The sequence below is a fragment of the Kribbella endophytica genome, assembly GCF_054781295.1.
The window spans coordinates 315,628-334,471 of the sequence record NZ_BAAGUR010000001.1; the positions used below are offsets into that span (position 1 = coordinate 315,628).

General features: G+C 64.9%; 13 protein-coding genes. 7 read left to right on the forward strand and 6 right to left on the reverse strand.

Going from position 1 to position 18,844, the window contains the following annotated elements; all coding sequences use genetic code 11:
- Positions 1–225 precede the first annotated feature (225 nt).
- The 5 genes from ACYVIO_RS01645 to ACYVIO_RS01665 all read left to right on the forward strand — a co-directional run bounded on the left by ACYVIO_RS01645 (position 226) and on the right by ACYVIO_RS01665 (position 4,461).
- On the forward strand, positions 226–846 hold the full coding sequence (locus ACYVIO_RS01645) for an MBL fold metallo-hydrolase (protein ID WP_460648826.1): 621 nt from the start codon (positions 226–228) through the stop codon (positions 844–846).
- 67 nt (positions 847–913) lie between these two features.
- Positions 914–1,837, forward strand: a complete 924-nt coding sequence (locus ACYVIO_RS01650) for an ABC transporter ATP-binding protein (RefSeq protein ID WP_460648827.1) — start codon at positions 914–916, stop codon at positions 1,835–1,837.
- Positions 1,834–2,601, forward strand: coding sequence for an ABC transporter permease (locus ACYVIO_RS01655; protein ID WP_460648828.1), 768 nt, complete (start codon positions 1,834–1,836; stop codon positions 2,599–2,601). Before ACYVIO_RS01650 ends, ACYVIO_RS01655 begins: the two co-directional genes overlap by 4 nt.
- 13 nt (positions 2,602–2,614) lie before the next feature.
- Positions 2,615–3,844 (forward strand): sensor histidine kinase, encoded by a 1,230-nt coding sequence (locus ACYVIO_RS01660; protein ID WP_460648829.1) that lies wholly within the window; start codon positions 2,615–2,617, stop codon positions 3,842–3,844.
- Positions 3,841–4,461, forward strand: coding sequence for a response regulator (locus ACYVIO_RS01665; RefSeq protein WP_460648830.1), 621 nt, complete (start codon positions 3,841–3,843; stop codon positions 4,459–4,461). The genes ACYVIO_RS01660 and ACYVIO_RS01665 overlap by 4 nt, the downstream gene beginning before the upstream one ends.
- A gap of 321 nt (positions 4,462–4,782) precedes the next feature.
- Here the strand turns inward: ACYVIO_RS01665 and ACYVIO_RS01670 are convergent, their stop codons facing one another.
- Both ACYVIO_RS01670 and ACYVIO_RS01675 read right to left on the reverse strand, forming a co-directional pair.
- A complete protein-coding gene (locus tag ACYVIO_RS01670) occupies positions 4,783–5,622 on the reverse strand; it encodes a GNAT family N-acetyltransferase (protein WP_460648831.1) in 840 nt (279 codons plus the stop codon).
- The gene (locus ACYVIO_RS01675) at positions 5,619–6,449 is read right to left on the reverse strand and encodes a GNAT family N-acetyltransferase (RefSeq protein WP_460648832.1); all 831 of its coding nucleotides are present in this window, start codon (positions 6,447–6,449) and stop codon (positions 5,619–5,621) included. Before ACYVIO_RS01675 ends, ACYVIO_RS01670 begins: the two co-directional genes overlap by 4 nt.
- Positions 6,450–6,503: 54 nt before the next feature.
- Here ACYVIO_RS01675 and ACYVIO_RS01680 point away from each other — a divergent pair, with 54 nt between their 5' ends.
- Positions 6,504–7,130 (forward strand): PadR family transcriptional regulator, encoded by a 627-nt coding sequence (locus ACYVIO_RS01680; RefSeq protein WP_460648833.1) that lies wholly within the window; start codon positions 6,504–6,506, stop codon positions 7,128–7,130.
- A 105-nt stretch (positions 7,131–7,235) separates the two neighbouring features.
- On the opposite strand, the gene ACYVIO_RS01685 is transcribed toward ACYVIO_RS01680, so the two are convergent.
- Positions 7,236–7,979 carry a barstar family protein gene (locus ACYVIO_RS01685; RefSeq protein ID WP_460648834.1) on the reverse strand — a complete coding sequence of 248 codons (744 nt, stop codon included), beginning with the start codon at positions 7,977–7,979 and terminating at the stop codon, positions 7,236–7,238.
- Positions 7,980–8,325: 346 nt separating this feature from the next.
- Between ACYVIO_RS01685 and ACYVIO_RS01690 the strand changes: the two genes are divergently transcribed.
- The gene (locus ACYVIO_RS01690; protein WP_460648835.1) at positions 8,326–8,652 is read left to right on the forward strand and encodes a hypothetical protein; all 327 of its coding nucleotides are present in this window, start codon (positions 8,326–8,328) and stop codon (positions 8,650–8,652) included.
- Positions 8,653–8,749: 97 nt separating this feature from the next.
- Here ACYVIO_RS01690 and ACYVIO_RS01695 read toward each other — a convergent pair whose 3' ends face one another.
- The 3 genes from ACYVIO_RS01695 to ACYVIO_RS01705 are packed head-to-tail and all read right to left on the reverse strand — an operon-like array spanning position 8,750 to position 18,738.
- Entirely contained in the window at positions 8,750–9,217 is a 468-nt protein-coding gene (locus ACYVIO_RS01695) for a hypothetical protein (protein ID WP_460648836.1), read from the reverse strand.
- Positions 9,218–15,961, reverse strand: a complete 6,744-nt coding sequence (locus ACYVIO_RS01700) for a polymorphic toxin-type HINT domain-containing protein (protein ID WP_460648837.1) — start codon at positions 15,959–15,961, stop codon at positions 9,218–9,220. It lies immediately after the preceding gene.
- Entirely contained in the window at positions 15,961–18,738 is a 2,778-nt protein-coding gene (locus tag ACYVIO_RS01705; RefSeq protein ID WP_460648838.1) for a LamG-like jellyroll fold domain-containing protein, read from the reverse strand. The genes ACYVIO_RS01700 and ACYVIO_RS01705 overlap by 1 nt, the downstream gene beginning before the upstream one ends.
- Between the last annotated feature and the right edge of the window lie 106 nt (positions 18,739–18,844).

Consider the following 18,844-nt stretch of genomic DNA (forward strand, 5'->3'; position numbering starts at 1 on the left):
GCCGGGTGCCTCCGGCTAGCGCCGGGCTGCGCGGCTACCGCCGGAGCTTCGGCTAGCCCACTCGTCGTACCGGTGCATGGCGGCGGATGCCGGCCCGCTCCCCCTCACCACCGCGCGATGTCGGCGTGCTGGAAACCCGCGGCGGATCGCCGAATATCGCGTTTTCACCCCGGCGTAGGATTCCCGACGCGCTAGGAAGCTGACACTTTCGTTGGGAGTCCGACTGTGAAGTTGACCAAGTTCACGCACGCCTGTGTCCGGATCGACAAGGACGGCAAGGTGCTGCTGATCGACCCGGGCACGTTCAGCGAGGACGCGGTGTTCGAGGCCGCGGACGCGATCCTGGTCACGCACGAGCACCCGGACCATCTCGACATCGAGCGGCTCAAGGGTCTCGATGCGCCCGTCTACACCAACGCCGGTGTCGCCTCGCAGCTCGGGGAACTGGGCGACCGGGTGCAGGTCGTCGAGGGCGGTCAGGCCTTCGACGCGGCTGGGTTCGCGATCCGTGCCTATGGCAAGGACCACGCGGTGATCCTGCCGGAGCTGGGCGTGCCCTGCCAGAACATCGGGTTCCTGGTCGACGACGCGGTCTACCACCCGGGCGACTCGTTCACCCAGCCGGACCGCCAGGTGCACACCAACCTCGTACCGGTCTCCGGCCCGTGGTTCGCACTCCCCCCGGCGGTCGAGTACGCCCGCGCCGTGAACGCCCAGCAGACGCTCGGCATCCACGACGCTCTGCTCAGCCCGATCGGCCAGGGCATGATGCAGCGCTTCCTCGACGGCCAGGCGGACCGCCCGTACAAGCTCGCCCAGCCCGGCGACTCCTTCGAGATCAACTGACATTTGTCACCACTCCTGGTGACGCCTGCACACGCAGGAGGCCGCTCGGCGCCCCAAGCTGATTGCTATGGACCAGTCAGCTGTCATCAGCGCCGAGCGGCTCACCCGCCGCTTCGGCGGCAGGCCAGGCCACGAAGCCGTCCGCGGCATCGACCTCGCCGTACGCCGGGGTGAACTCTTCGCGCTGCTCGGCACCAACGGCGCCGGCAAGACCTCCGCGCTGGAGGTGCTGGCCGGCCTCGCGCAGCCGACGTCGGGGACCGTACGGGTTCTCGGTCAAGATCCGTTCCGCTCGCGACGCCTGGTGCGGTCGCGGATCGGCATCATGCTGCAGTCGCGCGGCTTCGCCGCCGACCTGACCGTCGCCGAGACCGTCAGCACCTGGGCCGGGACCCTGACCTCTCCCCGTCCTCTCGACGAAGCACTCGAACTCGTAGGCCTGTCAGCGCGCCGCAACGTCCGAGTCCGGCAACTCTCGGGCGGTGAACAGCAGCGCCTCGGCCTCGCCCTCGCGATCCTCGGCAAGCCCGAGGTCCTCTTCCTCGACGAGCCGACCGCCGGCCTGGATCCGGCCGCCCGCAAGCAGACCTGGGCCCTGATCTCCGAGCTCCTGCACTCCGGTACGACGGTCCTCCTGACCACGCATCAACTGATCGAAGCATCCGCGCTGGCCGACCGCCTGGCGATCCTCCGCAACGGTCGCATCGTCGGCCTGGGCACCCCCGAGCAACTCGCCGCCACCCGCCCCGCCCGGATCACCTTCCACGTCCCCGCCGTACCGCCACTCCCGGACCTCCCTCAAGTAGTTGCCGCCATCAACAATTCCGGGGCCGTCACCCTGGAGACCCAAGACCTCCAAAGCACCCTGACCGAGATTCTGACCTGGGCCCGCAGCAACGACCTCCAGCTCCACGACCTCACCGCCAGACCCGCCTCCCTGGAAGAAGCCTTCCTCGCCATCACCGAGTCCTCCGAGGAGGTGGCGGCATGACCCGAGTTGTTGCCGTCGGCAAGGCCGAGGGCATCCTCCTGCTACGCAACGTGATGATGCTCCTCACCGCCCTGCTGCTACCGATCGGCGCGATCCTCGTCCTGCAGTCCTCCCCGGAGCTGCGCGACGTCGTCGGCGCCGGGAGCGGCGCGGCCATCATCACCGCCGTGACGGTCGTGACGCTGGACCTCTTCGTCTACCACCAACTGGTGACGGCGCTGGTCGCCCGGCGCGAGGACCTGGTCCTCAAACGGCTACGGACCGGCGAGCTGTCCGACTGGGAGATCCTCGTCGGCGCCGCGTCGCCATCGGTGGTCATCGCCTGGGCCCAGATCCTCCTGTCCACAGTGGCCGCCGCCATCTGGTTCACGCTCGACGCTCCGGTGAACCTCCTGCTGGTGCTCGTCGCCGCACTGCTCGGCACGCTCGTCTTCGTACTGCTCGCAGCAGCCAGTACGGCGCTGGCTCCGACGGTCGAGGTCGCACAGGTGGTCACGGCGCCGGTGATGTTCGTCGTACTGACGTTCAGCGGGCTCTACATGCCACTCAGCGGTCCGCTGGAGTACGTCGGCCGCGCGCTGCCGTTGTCTCCGGTCGTCGAGCTGCTCCGGCTCGGTCTGTCGGGCACTACCCGGGACGGCGGGACTGTGGGCCGGGGTGGGTCGTTCGCGCACGCCGTACCGGCTGTGCTCGTGTTGCTGGGGTGGGCGGTCGTCGGTGCTTGGGCGACGCGCCGGTGGTTCCGCTGGGAGCCGCGTCGGTGACAGGCTGGCGCTCATGAGGTCAGTGCGGGGGTGGTGGAGCGGGCTGAGCCGGGCCGAGCGCTTCGACATCAGTCTCCGGTGGCCGCTGTACGCGCTGATCGGGATGGAGCCGCTGTTCGCGCTGCTGCTGTTCATGTCGGCGGCGGAACCAGTCGGCGTGCGGATGGTCGGCTTCCTGGTGGTGGCGGTCGCTCATGCCGTCGTCGGCCTCCTGATCCTGCGGGCCGGGGTTGCTGCGTACCTGGGTGGCGCTGGGCCCGGTCGGCGACTAGTTGCTCTCGGCGTCGGTCTCGGCCTGGTCGGCGTACTGCTGTCACCGGACTGGGCGCTCGGACTGGTAGTGATGGGCGGGGCGCTGACGCTGGTCCTCACCCCGGTGCTCTGGCTGTCGGCTGTGCTCGGGCTGGTCGTGGGTGGCGCTGTGCTTGTGGGCCTGCTCGGCGGTGAGGTCGCCGGCGGGTTCAGCTACTTCTACGGCGTCGGGCTGCTCGCGTTCACCTGCCGCATCTCGGTGTGGATGCTGCGCCTCGGCTGGGAGATCGACAAGTCCCGTGAGGTCAGCGCGCAACTCGCCGTCGCCCAGGAGCGCCTCCGCTTCGCCCGTGACCTCCACGACGCTCTCGGCCGCAACCTGTCGCTCGTCGCCGTCCAGAGCGAACTCGCTGCTCGCCTGGCAGAACGCGGGGATGCCGCTGCTGCCGGCCAGATGCTCGACGTACGCCGAATCGCCCACGAGTCGCTGCGAGAGATGCGCGCGGTCGTAGGCGGCTACCGAGCCACAGACCTGGGCACGGAGCTGGCGGGCGCCCAGTCCGTCCTCCGCTCAGCAGGCATCACCTGCCGAGTCATCGGAGATGGCAGCACCCTCCCACCAGCCACGCAGACCGCGCTGGCGTGGGTGGTCCTCGAGGCCACTACCAACGTCCTCCGCCACAGCAACGCCACCACCTGCAAGATCGAACTGGAAGCAGACAAACAGTCTGTTGTACTTCGCGTGTCGAACGACGGAGTACGCGGCGACCGCGCAACTGACGGAGCCGAGGCGGACGCGGCGAATGCCCCCACCGGCAAAGCCGAGGTGGGCGGGGCGGCCTCCTCTCTCCCCTCCGAATCCGCCCTTCAGGCGGGCAACGGGTTGATCGGGTTGCGGGAGCGGTTGGCCGGAGTTGGTGGGACGTTGAGTGCGGTGACGGAGACGGGTGGTTGGTTCGTGGTGCTGGCTCGGTTGCCGGGGGTCGCGTGATTCGGCTGTTGCTGGCGGACGACGAGAACCTGATCCGGTCGGCGCTGGCGGCGTTGCTCTCCCTGGAGGACGACCTCGAGGTCGTAGCCCAGGCGGCCTCCGCGGGCGAGGCGCTGGCGATGGCGCGCTTGCACCGACCTGACGTCGCCGTACTCGATCTCCAAATGCCAAGCCTCCCAGGCTCGACGACCGGCGGCATCGGAGTCGTCGAGAAGCTGCGCGACGACCTGCCGGAGTGCGCCGCCTTGATCGTCACCGGCCACGGCCGCCCAGGCCACCTGAAGCACGCCCTGGCCGCGGGCGCCCGCGGCTTCCTCCCGAAGACCGTCTCGGCCCAGGTTCTCGCCGACGTCATCCGCACCGTCCACACCGGCGGCCGCTACGTAGACCCGGAGCTGGCCGCCGAAGCCATCAGCGCCGGCGACAGCCCCCTCACCGCCCGAGAAGCCGACGTCCTGGAGCTGGCCGCCGACGGCGCCCCCATCGAAGAGATCGCCCGCCGAGCCGCCCTCTCCCCCGGCACCGTCCGCAACTACCTGTCCTCAGCCGCCAACAAACTAGGCACAACAAACCGCCACGAAGCAGTCCAAGCAGCCCGCACCCACGGCTGGATCTAGCACCCCACGAATGGGGAAGCGGAGGGAGGGGCAGGCCGCCCCGCCGCGGAGCCGGCTGCGCCGACCCGCCCACGTAGCACCCGCCCAGAGCCGGCTGCACCGACCCTCCCACCCAGCACACCGCGCCCGCCCGGCGCCGCTCAGTCACCACCCGCCCGCGAAGCGCGGCGCCTCGGGCGCCCGCCCCACTACTCCCTCCCCGGCCGGCCCCATGAGGCGGGAGAGAGGAGAGAAGAGGAGGGGGCGGGGAGCGGGAAGAGCAGGTCGCCCCCGCCGCGGAGCCGGCTGCGCCGACCGCCCACCCGGCCGGCCCCCACGCGCTCAGCTCATCGCGTACCGGACGAAATCCACCACCTTGCGGTAGCCGATTCGGGCGTAGAGCTTGTTGGAGGTCGGGTTGGCCAGGTCGGTGAACAGGCAGGGTTGGGTGCCCTCGGCGAGAAGGTGGTGGGTGAGGGCTGCGGTGAGGGCGCCGGCGTAGCCGTTGCCTCGGGACTCGGGTGGTGTGTAGACCGAGCCAATCCGCGAAGCGCCGAAGACGTTGCCGTTGTGGGCGGCCATGCTGACCGCGCGATCGGCGTGCTCCCAGACCCAGAGGCGACCGAGCCTGATGCGGTCGCGGGCCCAGCGTTCCTCCTCCTCGGCGGTGATCCGGCCGCCGATCGCCTCGCCGAAGCCGGCGATCATCTGGGTGACCTCGGCGAGGTCCGCCTCGACCGCGAGCCGCGCGTGCCCCTCGGCGTCCAGCGGAGTGAAGTCGACCAGCCGGTGCAGCCGCGTCAGCCGGTCCTCGGTGAACTGCTTGCCGAGCTTCCCGGCGTACTGCGAAGCAAACGCCAGCGTCACCTCCGGCACGCCCTCGACGTACTTCACCTCCGCGCCCGACTCGACCACAGCCGCGAGCACCAGCGGCAGGTACGCCAAGTCGAGCTCACCGAGCATCACGCCGCGCAGCGCCGTACAGCACACGACGCCGACCACCTCATCACCACGATGAACCGAGACGAACACCGGCGGCGCCGGGTCGTACAGCAGGTCGTCGACCCGTCCCTGGATGTTGCTGATCAGCACCGAGTTGAGCACCGGATCCCGTTGCAGGAAAGGGAAAGCGACCGCCTTGAACGCGGCCGCATCCCCCGTCGTACGGACAGAAAAACTCATCGGTCGAACGTCAGATCCACGAAGTCGGCGAGCGGCTTGTACCCGGCGAGCCGGTAGATCTTGTTCGACGTCGAGTTCGCCAGGTCGGTGAACAAGCACGCCTGACTCCCCGCCGCCAGGATCTCACCAGTGACGTACGCCGTGAGCGCCCCCGCGTACCCGTTCCGCCGGAACTCGTCCGGCGTGTACACCGGCCCGACCCGGCACACCCCGAAGATCGGCAGGTGATGCCCGACCATGCTCACCGGCGTACTGTCGTCCTCCCAGAACCACAGCGTCCCGTCGGCGATCTTCTGCTCCGCCCAGGTCAGGTTGCTGCCGGGGATCTCGTCGTCGAAGTCGATCGAGATCCACTCGGCCGCCAGCTGCGCCTCGTCCTCGGTCGCCAGGCGTGGACCGCCCTCGGCCTGCAGCCGCAGCAGCTCGTCCAGCTTGTGCAGCCGCGTCCCGCGGGTCTGAGTCGCTCCGACTCCCCGCAGCTCGGTCCAGCGGCTCATGAACGCGTCGGTCGCCTCACGAGCACCCGCCACCCCGCCCGCATCCGGGACCTTCTCGGCGTACACCTCGGCCACGGCACCGGCGTACTGCGGCTCCAGAGCGCCGAGGTAGACCGGCCGGGACGGCGTCCGCATCGCCGCGCCGACGACCTCGCCGGCGTCGTCGTGGACCGAGACGAAGACCGAGTCACCCTCCTCCGGACGGTAGCTGCCCTCGGCGCGCTGCTCGACGTTGCTCAGGATGATGGTGTGCAGTACGGGATCCCTTTCCAGGAAGGGAAACACCGTGGCCCTGAACTCGGCCGGATCGTCGGTCACGCGCATCGTCATGGGCCAAACCTAGTCGTCCCCGCCGACAGCGGGATGCGAATTACACTGCGTCTCATGTCCACCACGCGGTTGCTGCTGCTCGGCGTCGTCCGGATCTTCCAGCCGGCCTACGGGTACCAGCTGCGCCGCGAGCTGCTGACGTGGAACGTGCAGCAGTGGGCGAACATCAACCCCGGCTCGATCTACACCGGTCTCCGCACGCTCGCCAAGCACGGTTTCCTGGAGGAGCTCGCCGAGGGCAAGGGCTACAAACCCGGCCGTACGTCGTACAAGCTGACCTCCGACGGGGAGACCGAGTACTTCTCGCTGCTCCGTCAGGCGCTGTGGACGGTCGACGGCTTCCAGCCCGGCCAGATGCAGGCGTCGCTGAGCTTCCTGTGGTCCCTCAAGCGCGACGAGGTCGTCGCCGCGCTGGAGTCCCGGATGGTGCAGCTGGAGCAGCACGAGAAGGCCGCGCCGTTCCACGAACGCCAGATCGAGCAGGACCCCGCCACACCGAACCACGTCGTCGAGATGTTCCGCATCGCCGTCGCCCGCGACCGCGGCGAACTCGAGTGGACCCGCTCCTTCCGCGAGCGAGTCCTAGCCGGCGCCTACTCCTTCGCCGGCGAAACCCCCGACTGGATCCCCGGCCCGGAGGCCGCCGAACAGTGGCGCAACCTGCCTGAACCCCCGGAATGAGCCCTACCGATCGACTCCTCGGATTCGGTCAACAGAATGTACTCCGCGGACCTGGCAGACAGCCCTCGGCGCCAACTACTCACTCTAGAGCACGGCGGTTGTCGCCTACTCGATGAGGAGCTCGACACGAAAGTCATGCATCAGAAGCTTGACTGAATCGACGAAAGCATCATCCAGGAATTCCCGTGACGACTGGAAATCTCGCCAGACAACCTTTCTCGGTCGACCTTGAACCGAATTCGTCCGAATACAGTCCGCGAGAGCGTCCAGATTCGATCCGAAATATCCTCCCGGCCCACTCACGGCCTCACCCAATTCACAGAAGAATGCCGACCTGCCCGCGATGTGTGCTCCGTCGAGATACACGACGTCCGCGATATTGCAGACAACAGCATCGCGCCCGGAGGCGAACCAAGAGTTCTGTACGACATGGAGCCACGCGCTCTGATCACGCGAAGGCCACTGAAGCCACTCACCTTTCGATAGAGCTGTTCCCGATGCCCACCGCCGCCAGATCCTGCGAGCCGCACTATATTCACAACGGTTGCCGAAGTACCTGCATACGACAGACGAGGGGCTTCGATCAAAGATCATGTCGGTATCGACAAGAATTACGCGACCAATATAATAGTCGCCAATCTTGTCTCCTCGTTGATTCACGACCTGCAGTACAGCATTCTCCACCTGCCGCCTTCGCCTGTCGACGTCATGGACCCCAAGAAGAATCACATCCGGCGACTCGTCTTCAGGGACGACAAAGAATCCTTCGACATCTTCGGCCGAAACAAGCACATCACCGGAATCGTCATTCGACACCACAAACATTGGGAAATTAATTCCGTCCGTCACGGGAAACTCCGCTTCCGTTCCGTCGTTCGCTCACTAGTTCCATCCTGAGTCAGGGAAATGCGGCGCACTGAAGCGTTGGATTTTTTGATAGTGCGTCGACGTCCACCCGTAAACCTTGGCGCCGTTCGGCAATTCCTTCTCCAAGATCCTGTCGGTTTCAGGCCTACCGGGCACCCGGTACTCCTTCGCCCCTGCCCACCAGCGGTGCTCACGACCGCCATACACGTCGTGCGACGAGATTCGTCCCGCCCTCACGTCATACAAGCTGACAGCGGACGGCGAGACCGAGTACTTCACGCTCCTGCGCCAGGCCCTGTGGACCGTCGACGGCTTCCAGCCCGGCCAGATGCAGGCGTCCCTGAGCTTCCTGTGGTCCCTCAAACGCGACGAGGTCGTCGCCGCGCTGGAGTCCCGGATCGTGCAGCTCGAGCAGCACGAGAAGGCCGCGCCGTTCCACGAACGCCAGATCGAGCAGGACCCCGCCACACCGAACCACGTCGTCGAGATGTTCCGCATCGCCGTCGCCCGCGACCGCGGCGAACTCGAGTGGACCCGCTCCTTCCGCGAGCGAGTCCTAGCCGGCGCCTACTCCTTCGCCGGCGAAACCCCCGACTGGATCCCCGGCCCAGAGGCCGCCGAACAGTGGCGCAACCTGCCTGACCCCCCGGACTGACCCCCGCCATTCCGCGACCGCTCAAATGCGAACGTATTCCGAAACAAGCGGCGGTAGATGATTAGCGCCTTCTATCGTCATGATCACTCGTTCACCCTCAGCGCCACTCAGCCACCAAGTCGGCACTGACCACGCGGATGGTTCCACCAGTGAAGCCAATTTCATGGAGACATCCAGCTCCCTGCGGAAGGATTTCATCAAGCTGAACATCTCCGAGGCGGCGAGTTTCGGGCCAAACCTCACCTAGCAAGTCTTCCTGCGACGCCTCGATCGACAAGTTCACCATTCCTGCATATCGAATCACCAAACCGGAATCATGTGTGAACTTATTTGGAGAAAATGAAATCTGAAGAGATAGCGCGCCATTCCCGTCCAGAATTTCCATGCTAAATAGTCTAAGATCTTTAATGCACCGTAATGCAGAAAGATCGTAATGTTCGGGATCCTCGGCGAATGTGCGAGCGCCAGGCGGAAGATGCGGCGCGACGGTCTTCAACTCCTTGATATATGCGCGCGGATCCAAGAAATATCCGCCATCTATCTTATCAATTTTGACAAATTTCATTCAGCAGTCTCCTGTAAGGCGCGGCAATTTCCACTTTTCACCCTTGACATCCTGGGTTCCTAGCGCCCCAATTCGGCCGGATCCTCGCATCTCCTCGATAGCCTTACCCTTAAGGCGATTGTAGACATCACTCGGAACGTCTACATCTACAGCAGCCTTGCTATGCTTATCGAAGAAGCCGTTGCTTCCGAATAGACCTACCTCAACCCCGCGGTTATACACGTGTATCTCGAAATCCGTGCCGTGCCCCATCGGGAATCTATCCAGCCGACCCGTGTAGTCACTTCCCAGCCCAATCGGATCGGAGTAGCCATCTCGCTGATTGTGGACGAGAACCGGCGTGTCACCAGCCATCACGTAATACGTGTGAGGGCCACCAACAGTCAGATTATATACCCGCCTGATTTCGGTCGAGTAATTCACCTCGAGGAGGCGGGCAGATCGAGTTCCCCACGCTTGAAGTATGTCGCCGATCTTCAGATTCTCGGCTTCGACCCATCCGCCGCTCGCGGGCACATAAAACGGGTGCCCATCTGTCGCCGTCAGGATATGCGAACGTTCAACTCCTGCATCGTCTTTCGCTGCAATCGTAAGTGCGACCAGATTCTTGGCTCCCTGGCCAATGATTGTCGCGACAACGGGTTGGCTGGTCGTCTCTCCGCTAGCTGGATCGGTGGCCAAAACTTGGTCGCCGAGCTTGAGTTTATCGATTGGCCTACTCGTGCCGTCTGCCATGAGAACCATGGTGCCTGGAAGGAACGAGTTCCCAGTAACGCACTTCTTTGCGGCTGTTTCAGCCAGCTCTTTGCCGGTTAGGTTGCGGACAGCGACTTCGGCAGCTTCGGCTTCTGCCTTCGCGGCGGCGCGTCCCACTGCCGGCAGCACAGACTTTGCAAAGATTCCGGCTTCCGGTCCCGCGGCGGGGATGAACCACGACGCCCCCTCGACAACGGTCAGGTTGCAGGCGATCTGGCCGCTTTGACTCCGTGGGCCCATGCAATTGTCGGCGAACCTGTGGCCGTAGTCGACGACCTGATCCTTGGCATAGTCCTGGAACCAGTCGCTGCCGTGCGTGCCTATGTACTCGCCGACGTCGCGCGCCTTGTCCTCGGCAGCGTGGCCGAGCCATCTTTCGGCGTCGCCGCGCGCCTTGCTCGCCTTCTTGAAGACGCTGCCGATTTTCTGGAGAGGACCCGTCTTCTTGGGCGGATCCGCGGCCGGCGGCGGCTGATTTCCACCACTGGTCGGCAGCGTTCCGCCGGAGTAGTGCTCAAGCATCTCCATCATGCCGCTGGGGTCCGAGGCCGTGACCGGGTTGTTGCTCGCGTACGCATAGGCGTTGAGCTGCTGCGGGTTGGTCACGTCGGCTAGCGGATCTACTGAGATGAACCGCCCCAGACCGGTGTCGTACTCGCGTGCTCCGAGGTGTGTCAGGTTCGTCGACGTATCGATCTGGCCACCGACGAAGCCACGAATCGTCGGCTGCCAACCCGTGTACTGACCTCGCGGTGCCCCGAACGGATCGAGCCAACGCCGCGTGACCGCCAACGAGAACCGATTGACGCTGACCGTTGCCGTGCCATGGTTGTCAGAGAGCAGCAACTCGACCTGCGCCCCGTTTCGCATGGCGACTGTGGCACCGTTGAACTGGTAGTACCGCGTGGAGGTCACGGTGTTGGTGGCCTTGGTCCACCTGACCTCGTCCTGTCCGAGATAGAGCGTGGCCCCGTCCGGGTCGTGCTTGATCAGACGGTCGCCATCCGCACCGTAGATGAACGAGGTCGGGTTTGTGCCACCGGCGCCGCTCAGGCTGGCTAGCTCCCCTTCCACATCCCAGGTGAGCGTCTCGGTGTTGCCGCCACGGGTCCGGCTCGACATGTTGCCGGCCGCGTCGTATCCGTAGCTGCTGGCCGAGGTTCCTGACGGTCCACTCGTCGTCACTCCCGTGACGGCGTGCGGCCTAGGCGAAGCGCCCGAAGGGTAGGCGTATGACTGGGTGACGTCGCCTGCAGCCGTGTGATCGATGACCTTGGACCGGTTGCCCGACTTCCAGTACTCGTAGTCCCGCCAGTACGGGTAGGTGCCGCCCAAGGTGGTCGTAGACGGCGGAGTTGCACACGATGCACCGGATGTCGTCCGTGCCTGAGTCAGGCGCCGGAGGTAGTCGTACGTAAAGCACTGGCGATCGCCACCAGTGCCCTGATTGTAAGACTGACCAACCGACAAGACATTCCCCGCATTGTCGTAGCCGTAGGTGAAGGTATCGTCCGCCACAGTTTGCCCTTGACGCTGAACCTGCATCGTCTCGGGCCTTCGGGTGCCGAGCTGGTACGTGAACAACTGCGAGACGGCCTTCGCGTTCACGACGTCGCCCATGGTGTAAATGAGTGGCTCACCGTACGGCGAGTACTGGACATCGGCCAGATACGACCCGTAGCCACCACCCATCCCGACGGGCGCATCGATGAGCGGATTGGAGCTGTAGTGCATCTGCAGCGCCTCGGTCGGCAGACCGGGCACCGTCGGAGTGACCACCTTGTCGATCGCACCGTTCGGCAGGTAGCTGGTCGACGAAACGTAGGTGCCGGCGAGCTTTCCCTCCCCGGCGGGAATGGTGGTCTTGGTCCCGGTGGCGCGCCCCAGCGCGTCGTAGCTCGTGACCTCCGACTTGTAGCTGTTCGCGCCGACTGTGCGAGTCGAGGAGGTCAGCAGCCCCTTGGCAACAGTGTCATACACCCAAGACGTCAGCACTGGGCCGGTCGCGCTGCCGCTACGAACCGCCGTCTTTCGGTCCAAGTTGTCGTAGCCGAAGAACAGCGACTGATTGCGTGCGTCGACGACAGACAAGACGCGACCAGCTGGGTCGTACGTCGTCGAACTGGCGCCCTTATCCGGATCGCTCGTCGCGATCTGCCGGCCGCGCTGGTCGTAGGTGTAACTCCAGGTGCTTCCGCCCGCGTTCTTCACGCTGGCCAGCTGATCAGCGTCCGTGTAGGTGTAGAACGTGCTGTCGTAAGCCCCGGTCGCGGAGGCACCGACGTACTGCCGCAGCTCGATGGTGTTTCCGCGGATGTCTTCGACCGTCGTCGTCGGGGTGTCGCCGGCCGGAGGGTCTGTCGAGACCCAGTTCCCTCCGTACGTCGTTGTCGTCCGCCATTTCTCCACGGCCATGCTGCGAAAGATCGAGGCAGTGACCCGGTTCGCGCCGTCGACCTCGTAGATGGTCTGCGCAGGCAGTTCGGTTTGAACCACCTTGAACAGTGAGGTCGTCGGGCCGCTCGCGTCGTTGTAGTAGGGCGCGGTCTCGCTTGCCGTACCACCCCGCTCGTCGTAGCGGGTCTCAGTGAGCATGCGGCCGACGCCGTTGCCCGCAACTTCCTGCGCCTGTCGCTTACGGAGGAAGCCGTCGAAGAGCGCTGTGGACGACCGGTAGGACCCTGTATGAGTCAGCGCCTGCGTAGTGACCGCGCTCGGCTGCGCCGCGGTGTTGGACAGTTTGTAGGCAAAGGTCGACGAAGCGGTCTGCGCTCCTGCCTTGGACCGATCCGGAAGCCACACAGCGGTGAGACGACCGGTTGGATCGTACGTAAGATCGGTCCGCTTGTTGCCGACATCGATCTTGGTCGTGGGCAGGCCCCAGGCCGGCTGGAGTGTGGTCGTCGCGACGTTTCCCGCAGCGTCAGTCACCGACGTTCCGGTGACCGGCCCCGTGGTCGCCGGCGTGAAGGCGGTCTTGCTGACCAGTCTGTCGAGACCGTCGTAGGACTCGATGACACGTCCCAAGGTGTCGTGAACTGTCCGCTCGACCTGTTCGTAGACAGGGCCGCCGCCGTTCCAGCCGTTCATCGTCTGGATTCGGGAAGGGATGCCGTCTGTCGGAGGCGCCGTGATCGACGTGTTCTGGTCGTAGTAGGTGCGATTGTCGGAGATCACCTGGCTCGGGCGGCTCGGAGTACTGGCGCAACTGACAGCAACTGTCTCCTCGCCACTGACCGTGTCCATGATCCAGGCAGTCGAGTTTCGGTTGTAGGTCGTGCGCGTACAGCGGTCGTCGTCGCCGCGGCTCACGTCTCCGAGGTCGCTCACCTCGGTCGGCATGCCGTACTCGTCGTAGACCGTGTTGACGCCTCCCGTGCGGTACGTACCGTCAGACAGCCGGACCCGGGAACGCGTGTACGACGTCCCGAGAAGAACCGCCGCGCGTCCTCCGCCAGTTCCGGTCTGCAGCAGCCAGGGAGTGCTGATGGTTCCGGAGACCTCAGCGCCTCCACTGCCGTTGTAGGTGATCTGCTCACGGACAAAGCCGTTGAGCCGATCGAAGTCGTCGTAGTCGGCACCGGTGGTGTCGCGGATCGAGGTGGACTTTGTGCCGCCGCTACCGTCCCGGTCTCCGTACATCCCGCGGAAGAACAGGGACCTGGTCGCCGTCTGATTGCCCAGCGAACCCTTGAGAACAGTGACGTAGTTGTAGCCGCGCCAGTCGCCCCACGTCCGGTTCTCAGGCTTGGCGAACTCATCGTCGTAATAGCGCCAGGCCGGGCTTCCCCCGTAGGTGTAGCTCGTCACCTGGTCCGGCGCGTCGGTGACGAGATCGTCGTCGACCACGTTCGAGACGACGTACTTCTGGAAGTAGTTCATCTGCGGCGCCGTGCCGCCGTCCCGGGTGAACCACACCGGGAAGCAACGCATGCCGTTGCTCGCCGGCGCTGTCGGCTTGCTGTTGACGTTGCACTCGGACGGCAGGTAGTTCACAGTCGTCTGGGCGCCGGAATCGGTCTTGATGATGTGCATTCGGAGCTTGTTCATCGCCAGCGCGCCACCCATGACGCCGTCCACGCGATTGGGCAACGAGACGTAGTCGAAGGTGGTCGACGGATCGGTCACCGTGCCACCGACAAGGCCCTTGTGGGTGATGGAGTTCAGCCACAGGATCTTGCCGGAACCATCTCCCGGATCCTCGTAGCTCTGCCCGAAGGTCCAACTGTCGACATTGGTCGTCGTGGCACCGGAACGGATCTGCGTGGTGACAGAGGTCAGCCTCTTCCGGGTGAAGAAGGTCGGCGAGACCTTGTCCGGGCAGGTCGTGGACGAGGTACAGATCTGGTCGAACGGCACGTCCGGCCAGGAGTTCGCGTTGGCCGACGTGAGTTGGCTGGGATCACAGGTGATCGCCCCACTCGGCAAACACCTCTCGGCGACGGCGAACGTCACTTGTGCGGGAGGCGTTCCTTGATCCGCCCCTTCGCGCTCGCCGTACTCGATCGTCGTCAGGTAGCTTGCGCGGTCGTAGGTCGAGACGTGAGCGTTGTTGTTGCGGCCGTAGTTGTTGGTCTCCTGCGCATAGCGATACGTCACCTGGTTGGCCGACGTGTCCACCACGCGGTCGAGGCTCCAGCGCCACGGCAACTGACACGACGAGGTGTCGAACGTCGATGCGTTACAAGGTTCGTCGGTGTTGTTGCCGAAGACGGTGACCTTCGAGACGGAGTTCGTTCTGGCGCTGCTGTCTGCCAAGGCGTTCAGGCCGAAGTAGTAGCGCGTCCCGTCGGTCGTTGTGAGCAACCAGTACCCGCCGTTCCTGACATCTTCGTCGACGAGGACTCGCTGAATGCGCGAGCCGTCGTCGTCAGCGAGTTTCCACTCCTTCTTCGCCGCATCCCAGAGGAGATCACTAGAGTGCCCGTCCAGCGAAAGCGTCGCATTGTCAGACTTCCAGCACAGGTCGCCGGTCTTGACCGTGTTGTTGGCATTACCACCCATGTCGTCGGAGCATGCGATGTACTTGCGCTCCACGAACCCCGTTTGCAGGTCCTGCCCCTGGCCGAGCCAAGAGGTCTGGTTGTTGGCCGAAGCAACTTGTCCGTCGACCGAGCCGGACGAGTACTTGATGGCGAGGTCGGGCTTCGGCCCGACGGTTCCTGGTGGTACCCGCATCGGGTAGCTCCAGTTGAACTCACCTGTCTGAGCACCGACGGACCAGGCAGAGGACGCAGCCAACGAGGTGGCGGCGTAAGTGCCGTTGTCTCCCGACGCGCCTGCCGCCAGGGCAAAGGTGGACAGTGCCTGTGTCGCGGTGACCTCGGCGGTGTAGCGCCCTGCCTTGGTCTCGTTGGACCCGTTGGCCACCGGCGTCGACGTGCACTGGGCGGGCGTCGAGCACGTCAGCTGGACCAGACGAAGACGACTGGCCCAGTCACCACCGAACGCATAGCGGAACCTGGAATAGTCGATCTGCAGCTTGACTCGGCCAGCCGACGCTAGGCCGTCATTTCGGGCCACGCGGACGGTCAGTCCGTTAACACCGAGCTGTTGTGACGCGGACTGATCGAGCAGATCCACCCGAATCGACGCCGGCCCGACACCAGGCTTGCCTGCGGCTGCAACCGACACGGGTGATTCGCCGACTCGACGTAGAGCGGGAGCGCTCTTGGATCCGGCGATCGTCTGAGACGTAGGCTCGTTGAGGGATACAGATTCCGACGTTGCCTTCGGCCACGTCGGTTCTGCAGTCGCTGCACCGGGTTTCCGTTGAGTCGTTTTCGGCGCATCTGCTGTGAAGTCGGAGCCAGGCACTGAAGCAACCTTCTGCAACCCGAATTCCGGCAGATGAACTGCCTCGGAGCGGGTTGCTCCAGCCGCTGAGGCCCCGGCAACCACGCCGGCGAGAAGACTGACACTCAGGGCAAAGGTCAGCGCAGCCGTTCCACGTCGCATCAGTGATCCCCGCGAAATCGTCTTGGCCATCAGCTGTCTCCATCGCTGTAGGAGCGGATCAGGGCGTCGCTCACAGAACCGTCGTAGACGATCAGGTCGTCGAGGTAACCGCGGTAGAAGTTCGTCACGGCGCCTGCCTCGATACCGAGGCCGGTGCGCAACGGCCCCGCGCCATCGACCACCGTGCCGGTCACTTGACCGGCACGCCAACTGCCGTTGACGTAGAGCGTGGCCGTGTTGGTTCCCTTGTTGTAGGTGGCGATGAGATCTACCCACCGCTCGGTCTCCGCTACCGCTGCCGCGTCGTAGGAGATCGGGATTGTTTCCAGCCGGAACGTGCCCGTGGACGTCGCCAAGGTGAAAGCCCAGACGATCTTCCGATTGTCCGGATCGTCATCGCTCGGATCGTTCGGCGTGTTCTTGCCCGTCCAGGTCATCGAGGTGGACCCGAGGGTGAAACCGCTGTTCCCGGGACGATCCTCGCTGACGATGACCTGCTCATTGCTCTTGATGTCCGGCCTGACGCGGACTGCGACAGAGAAGTTCTCGGTCGTATCGACGACATCCGTCGCGGTGGTCGCCGTCGTGCCCCCCTCGGTTTGCAGGCCTGGTATGAACAGAGCTTTGTCCGGGACAGGCAGTGCCCATTCACCTTGGTCACCGGTGCCCCAGGTGACGGTCGGGCCGAGATACATCGTGCGATTGCTCGCCGAGACGTCCGCCGTACTGGTGCCGGCGCCCTCGTCCATTCGCCAGTGGCCCGTCGCTGGACGATCGGCCGCGATCAGTTTGAGCGAGGTGGGCGCGAACGATGTGTTGCCTGCTTGATCAACAGCCCATGCTCGCACCACCTGAGGACCGAAATGGGTCGAGGTGAACGTCGCCGTACCCGGCGACCGCGGGATCGACGCCGATGGGACCGCGTCGACATTGACGGTGTACTTGAATTCCACTACATCGCTTGTGCTGGTGCCGAACTTGACCGTGATGGGACTGCCGACGGTGTAGGGCCCAGCAGTAACAGCAGTGATCGTGGGCGACGGAGGTCTGGTCGTGTCGAGGAAGAAGTAGCAGTCAGTGCTCCACGGCGTGTAGGCGGTACCGTCGGTGGCGCGAACCCGCCAGACGTACGTGGTCTTGTTCCAAAGGTCGGTGCTCGGTGTGAAGTCGAACTCGGACGACACACCACCTGCCTTGAAGGCAGTACTCCCGGTGAACGACGGGCCCTCGTCGATCGCTCGCCGGATCTCGAACTGCGCCTGGAGGGAGTTGCTGTCGGAGTCGGTGACCGCAACCGTCAGCTTGGGCCGGACGCTGCCGATGTAGGGCTGGCCGGTCATGCTCGTCGTGCATGGCGCTTCTGGGTCCGCGATGTGCCTGTTGTGCAACACCGGCGCGAAGTTGTAGTTGACGGTCAGAACGACGTCGTACCGGAATCGCTTCCAGGCGTTCTGATCCGACTCGTCGGCGACTCGCATCCCCAGATAGATCGAGGCTGAGTTCGCTGCCGCGCCTTCGGCCACGGCTGTCTTGACGTTGAACGGAACCGGAAAGCCACCGGGTTCACAGCCGTCCCGGCCGTAAGCCACCGTGGCCTGCGCCAGCTTCTGCTGCCACACGGTGGAACCCGAGCCCGAGTTCCACGTCGTGTTCTCGGTTGGTCGCGCTGTCTTCCAGACCTCGACAACCTTCGGAGTGCAACTGGCCGACCAGGTTTCGAAGGCGATGAAGTTCGCCGAGATGATCTGTGAATTCGCGATCTTCGCGGTGCTGAACCCGAAGAAGAGCCGCTTCCGGCTCCACGGCTCGAACGCCTGGTACCCGACCCCTTCGTCGCCGCCCCAGTTCCAGGTCGGAGTTGTCGGGTAGTGCTCGTTGATCATCGCGCGGGCGATCCGAGGACCGCTGAAGGGGGGATCGATGTGCAGCGGATACTTCGTCTGCGGATCCTTGACCAGAGCTTGGTCGGGCTGGATCACCAGGCTGCTCGAACTCACCTCAACGGCCATCGGTGCCACGGTGTCGCCTTCGAGCGGCTCCGCTGTGCGGTCAGCCGTCTCGGGCTGCGCCAATCGAGCGCCTGAGGAGTCCCACATCGTCGGTCGGGGTGCGTGGAACACCACCTCGCCGGAGTCACCGACCGCCTCGACACCACCGGTCGAAGTGCGGCGCACCGTCATCCCTGGCGCCTCGAGGCCCATCTCGATCTGCTGGAGCTCGGGCGATGCGGCAGCCGCCGGCGTACGGACCACCAGCACCTGCGCGAAGGTTTCCTTGGTGACGTTGATCTGAAGGTCGACATCCGGATAGACCGACGGGTAGACGAGCTTTGCGCCGTCGATGACCGGCTCGGGTAGCGGCTCGGGCCAGGACAGGCTCAACCGTTCACCGCTGTCGGTGAACGACACCAACTCGTGGTCGCCTCCAGCGGAGAACTCCATGTCGATCGCGGTCGCAGCCGGCCGAATCTTCTCTCCGGTCTTCGACAAGGCCGGGTCGAGCTCGACCCAGCTGCCCTCTCGACGCTTGCGAAGCGGCGACGCCGATTGCTCGAGAGTCATCGAGCCATCCGGATTGGCATACGTCTTGGCCGTCTCGGTGCGGTCTTCCTCGACCTCTACACGCTGTCCGGACTCCGCTGCACGCTGAGTGGCCGACTTCTCCGGCTGCTTGGCGGCGCTGACCGCAGGCTGCGCAACCGCGTCGACAGGCCTCGCATGCAATCCGCCCACGCTCACCACGGCGGCGATCACCGCCACGGCAGCAATAGTGCGGGTCGCGCCAGCGGGCGACAGGAATTTGGGCATGACGGTGCAACCCCCAGGGGCGTGGACGACCTAGAAGACAGGCTCTGGGGTCCCCCGACCCCTCCAGTGGCGACGCGTAACTTACCAACTGCATACCGTCGACCGG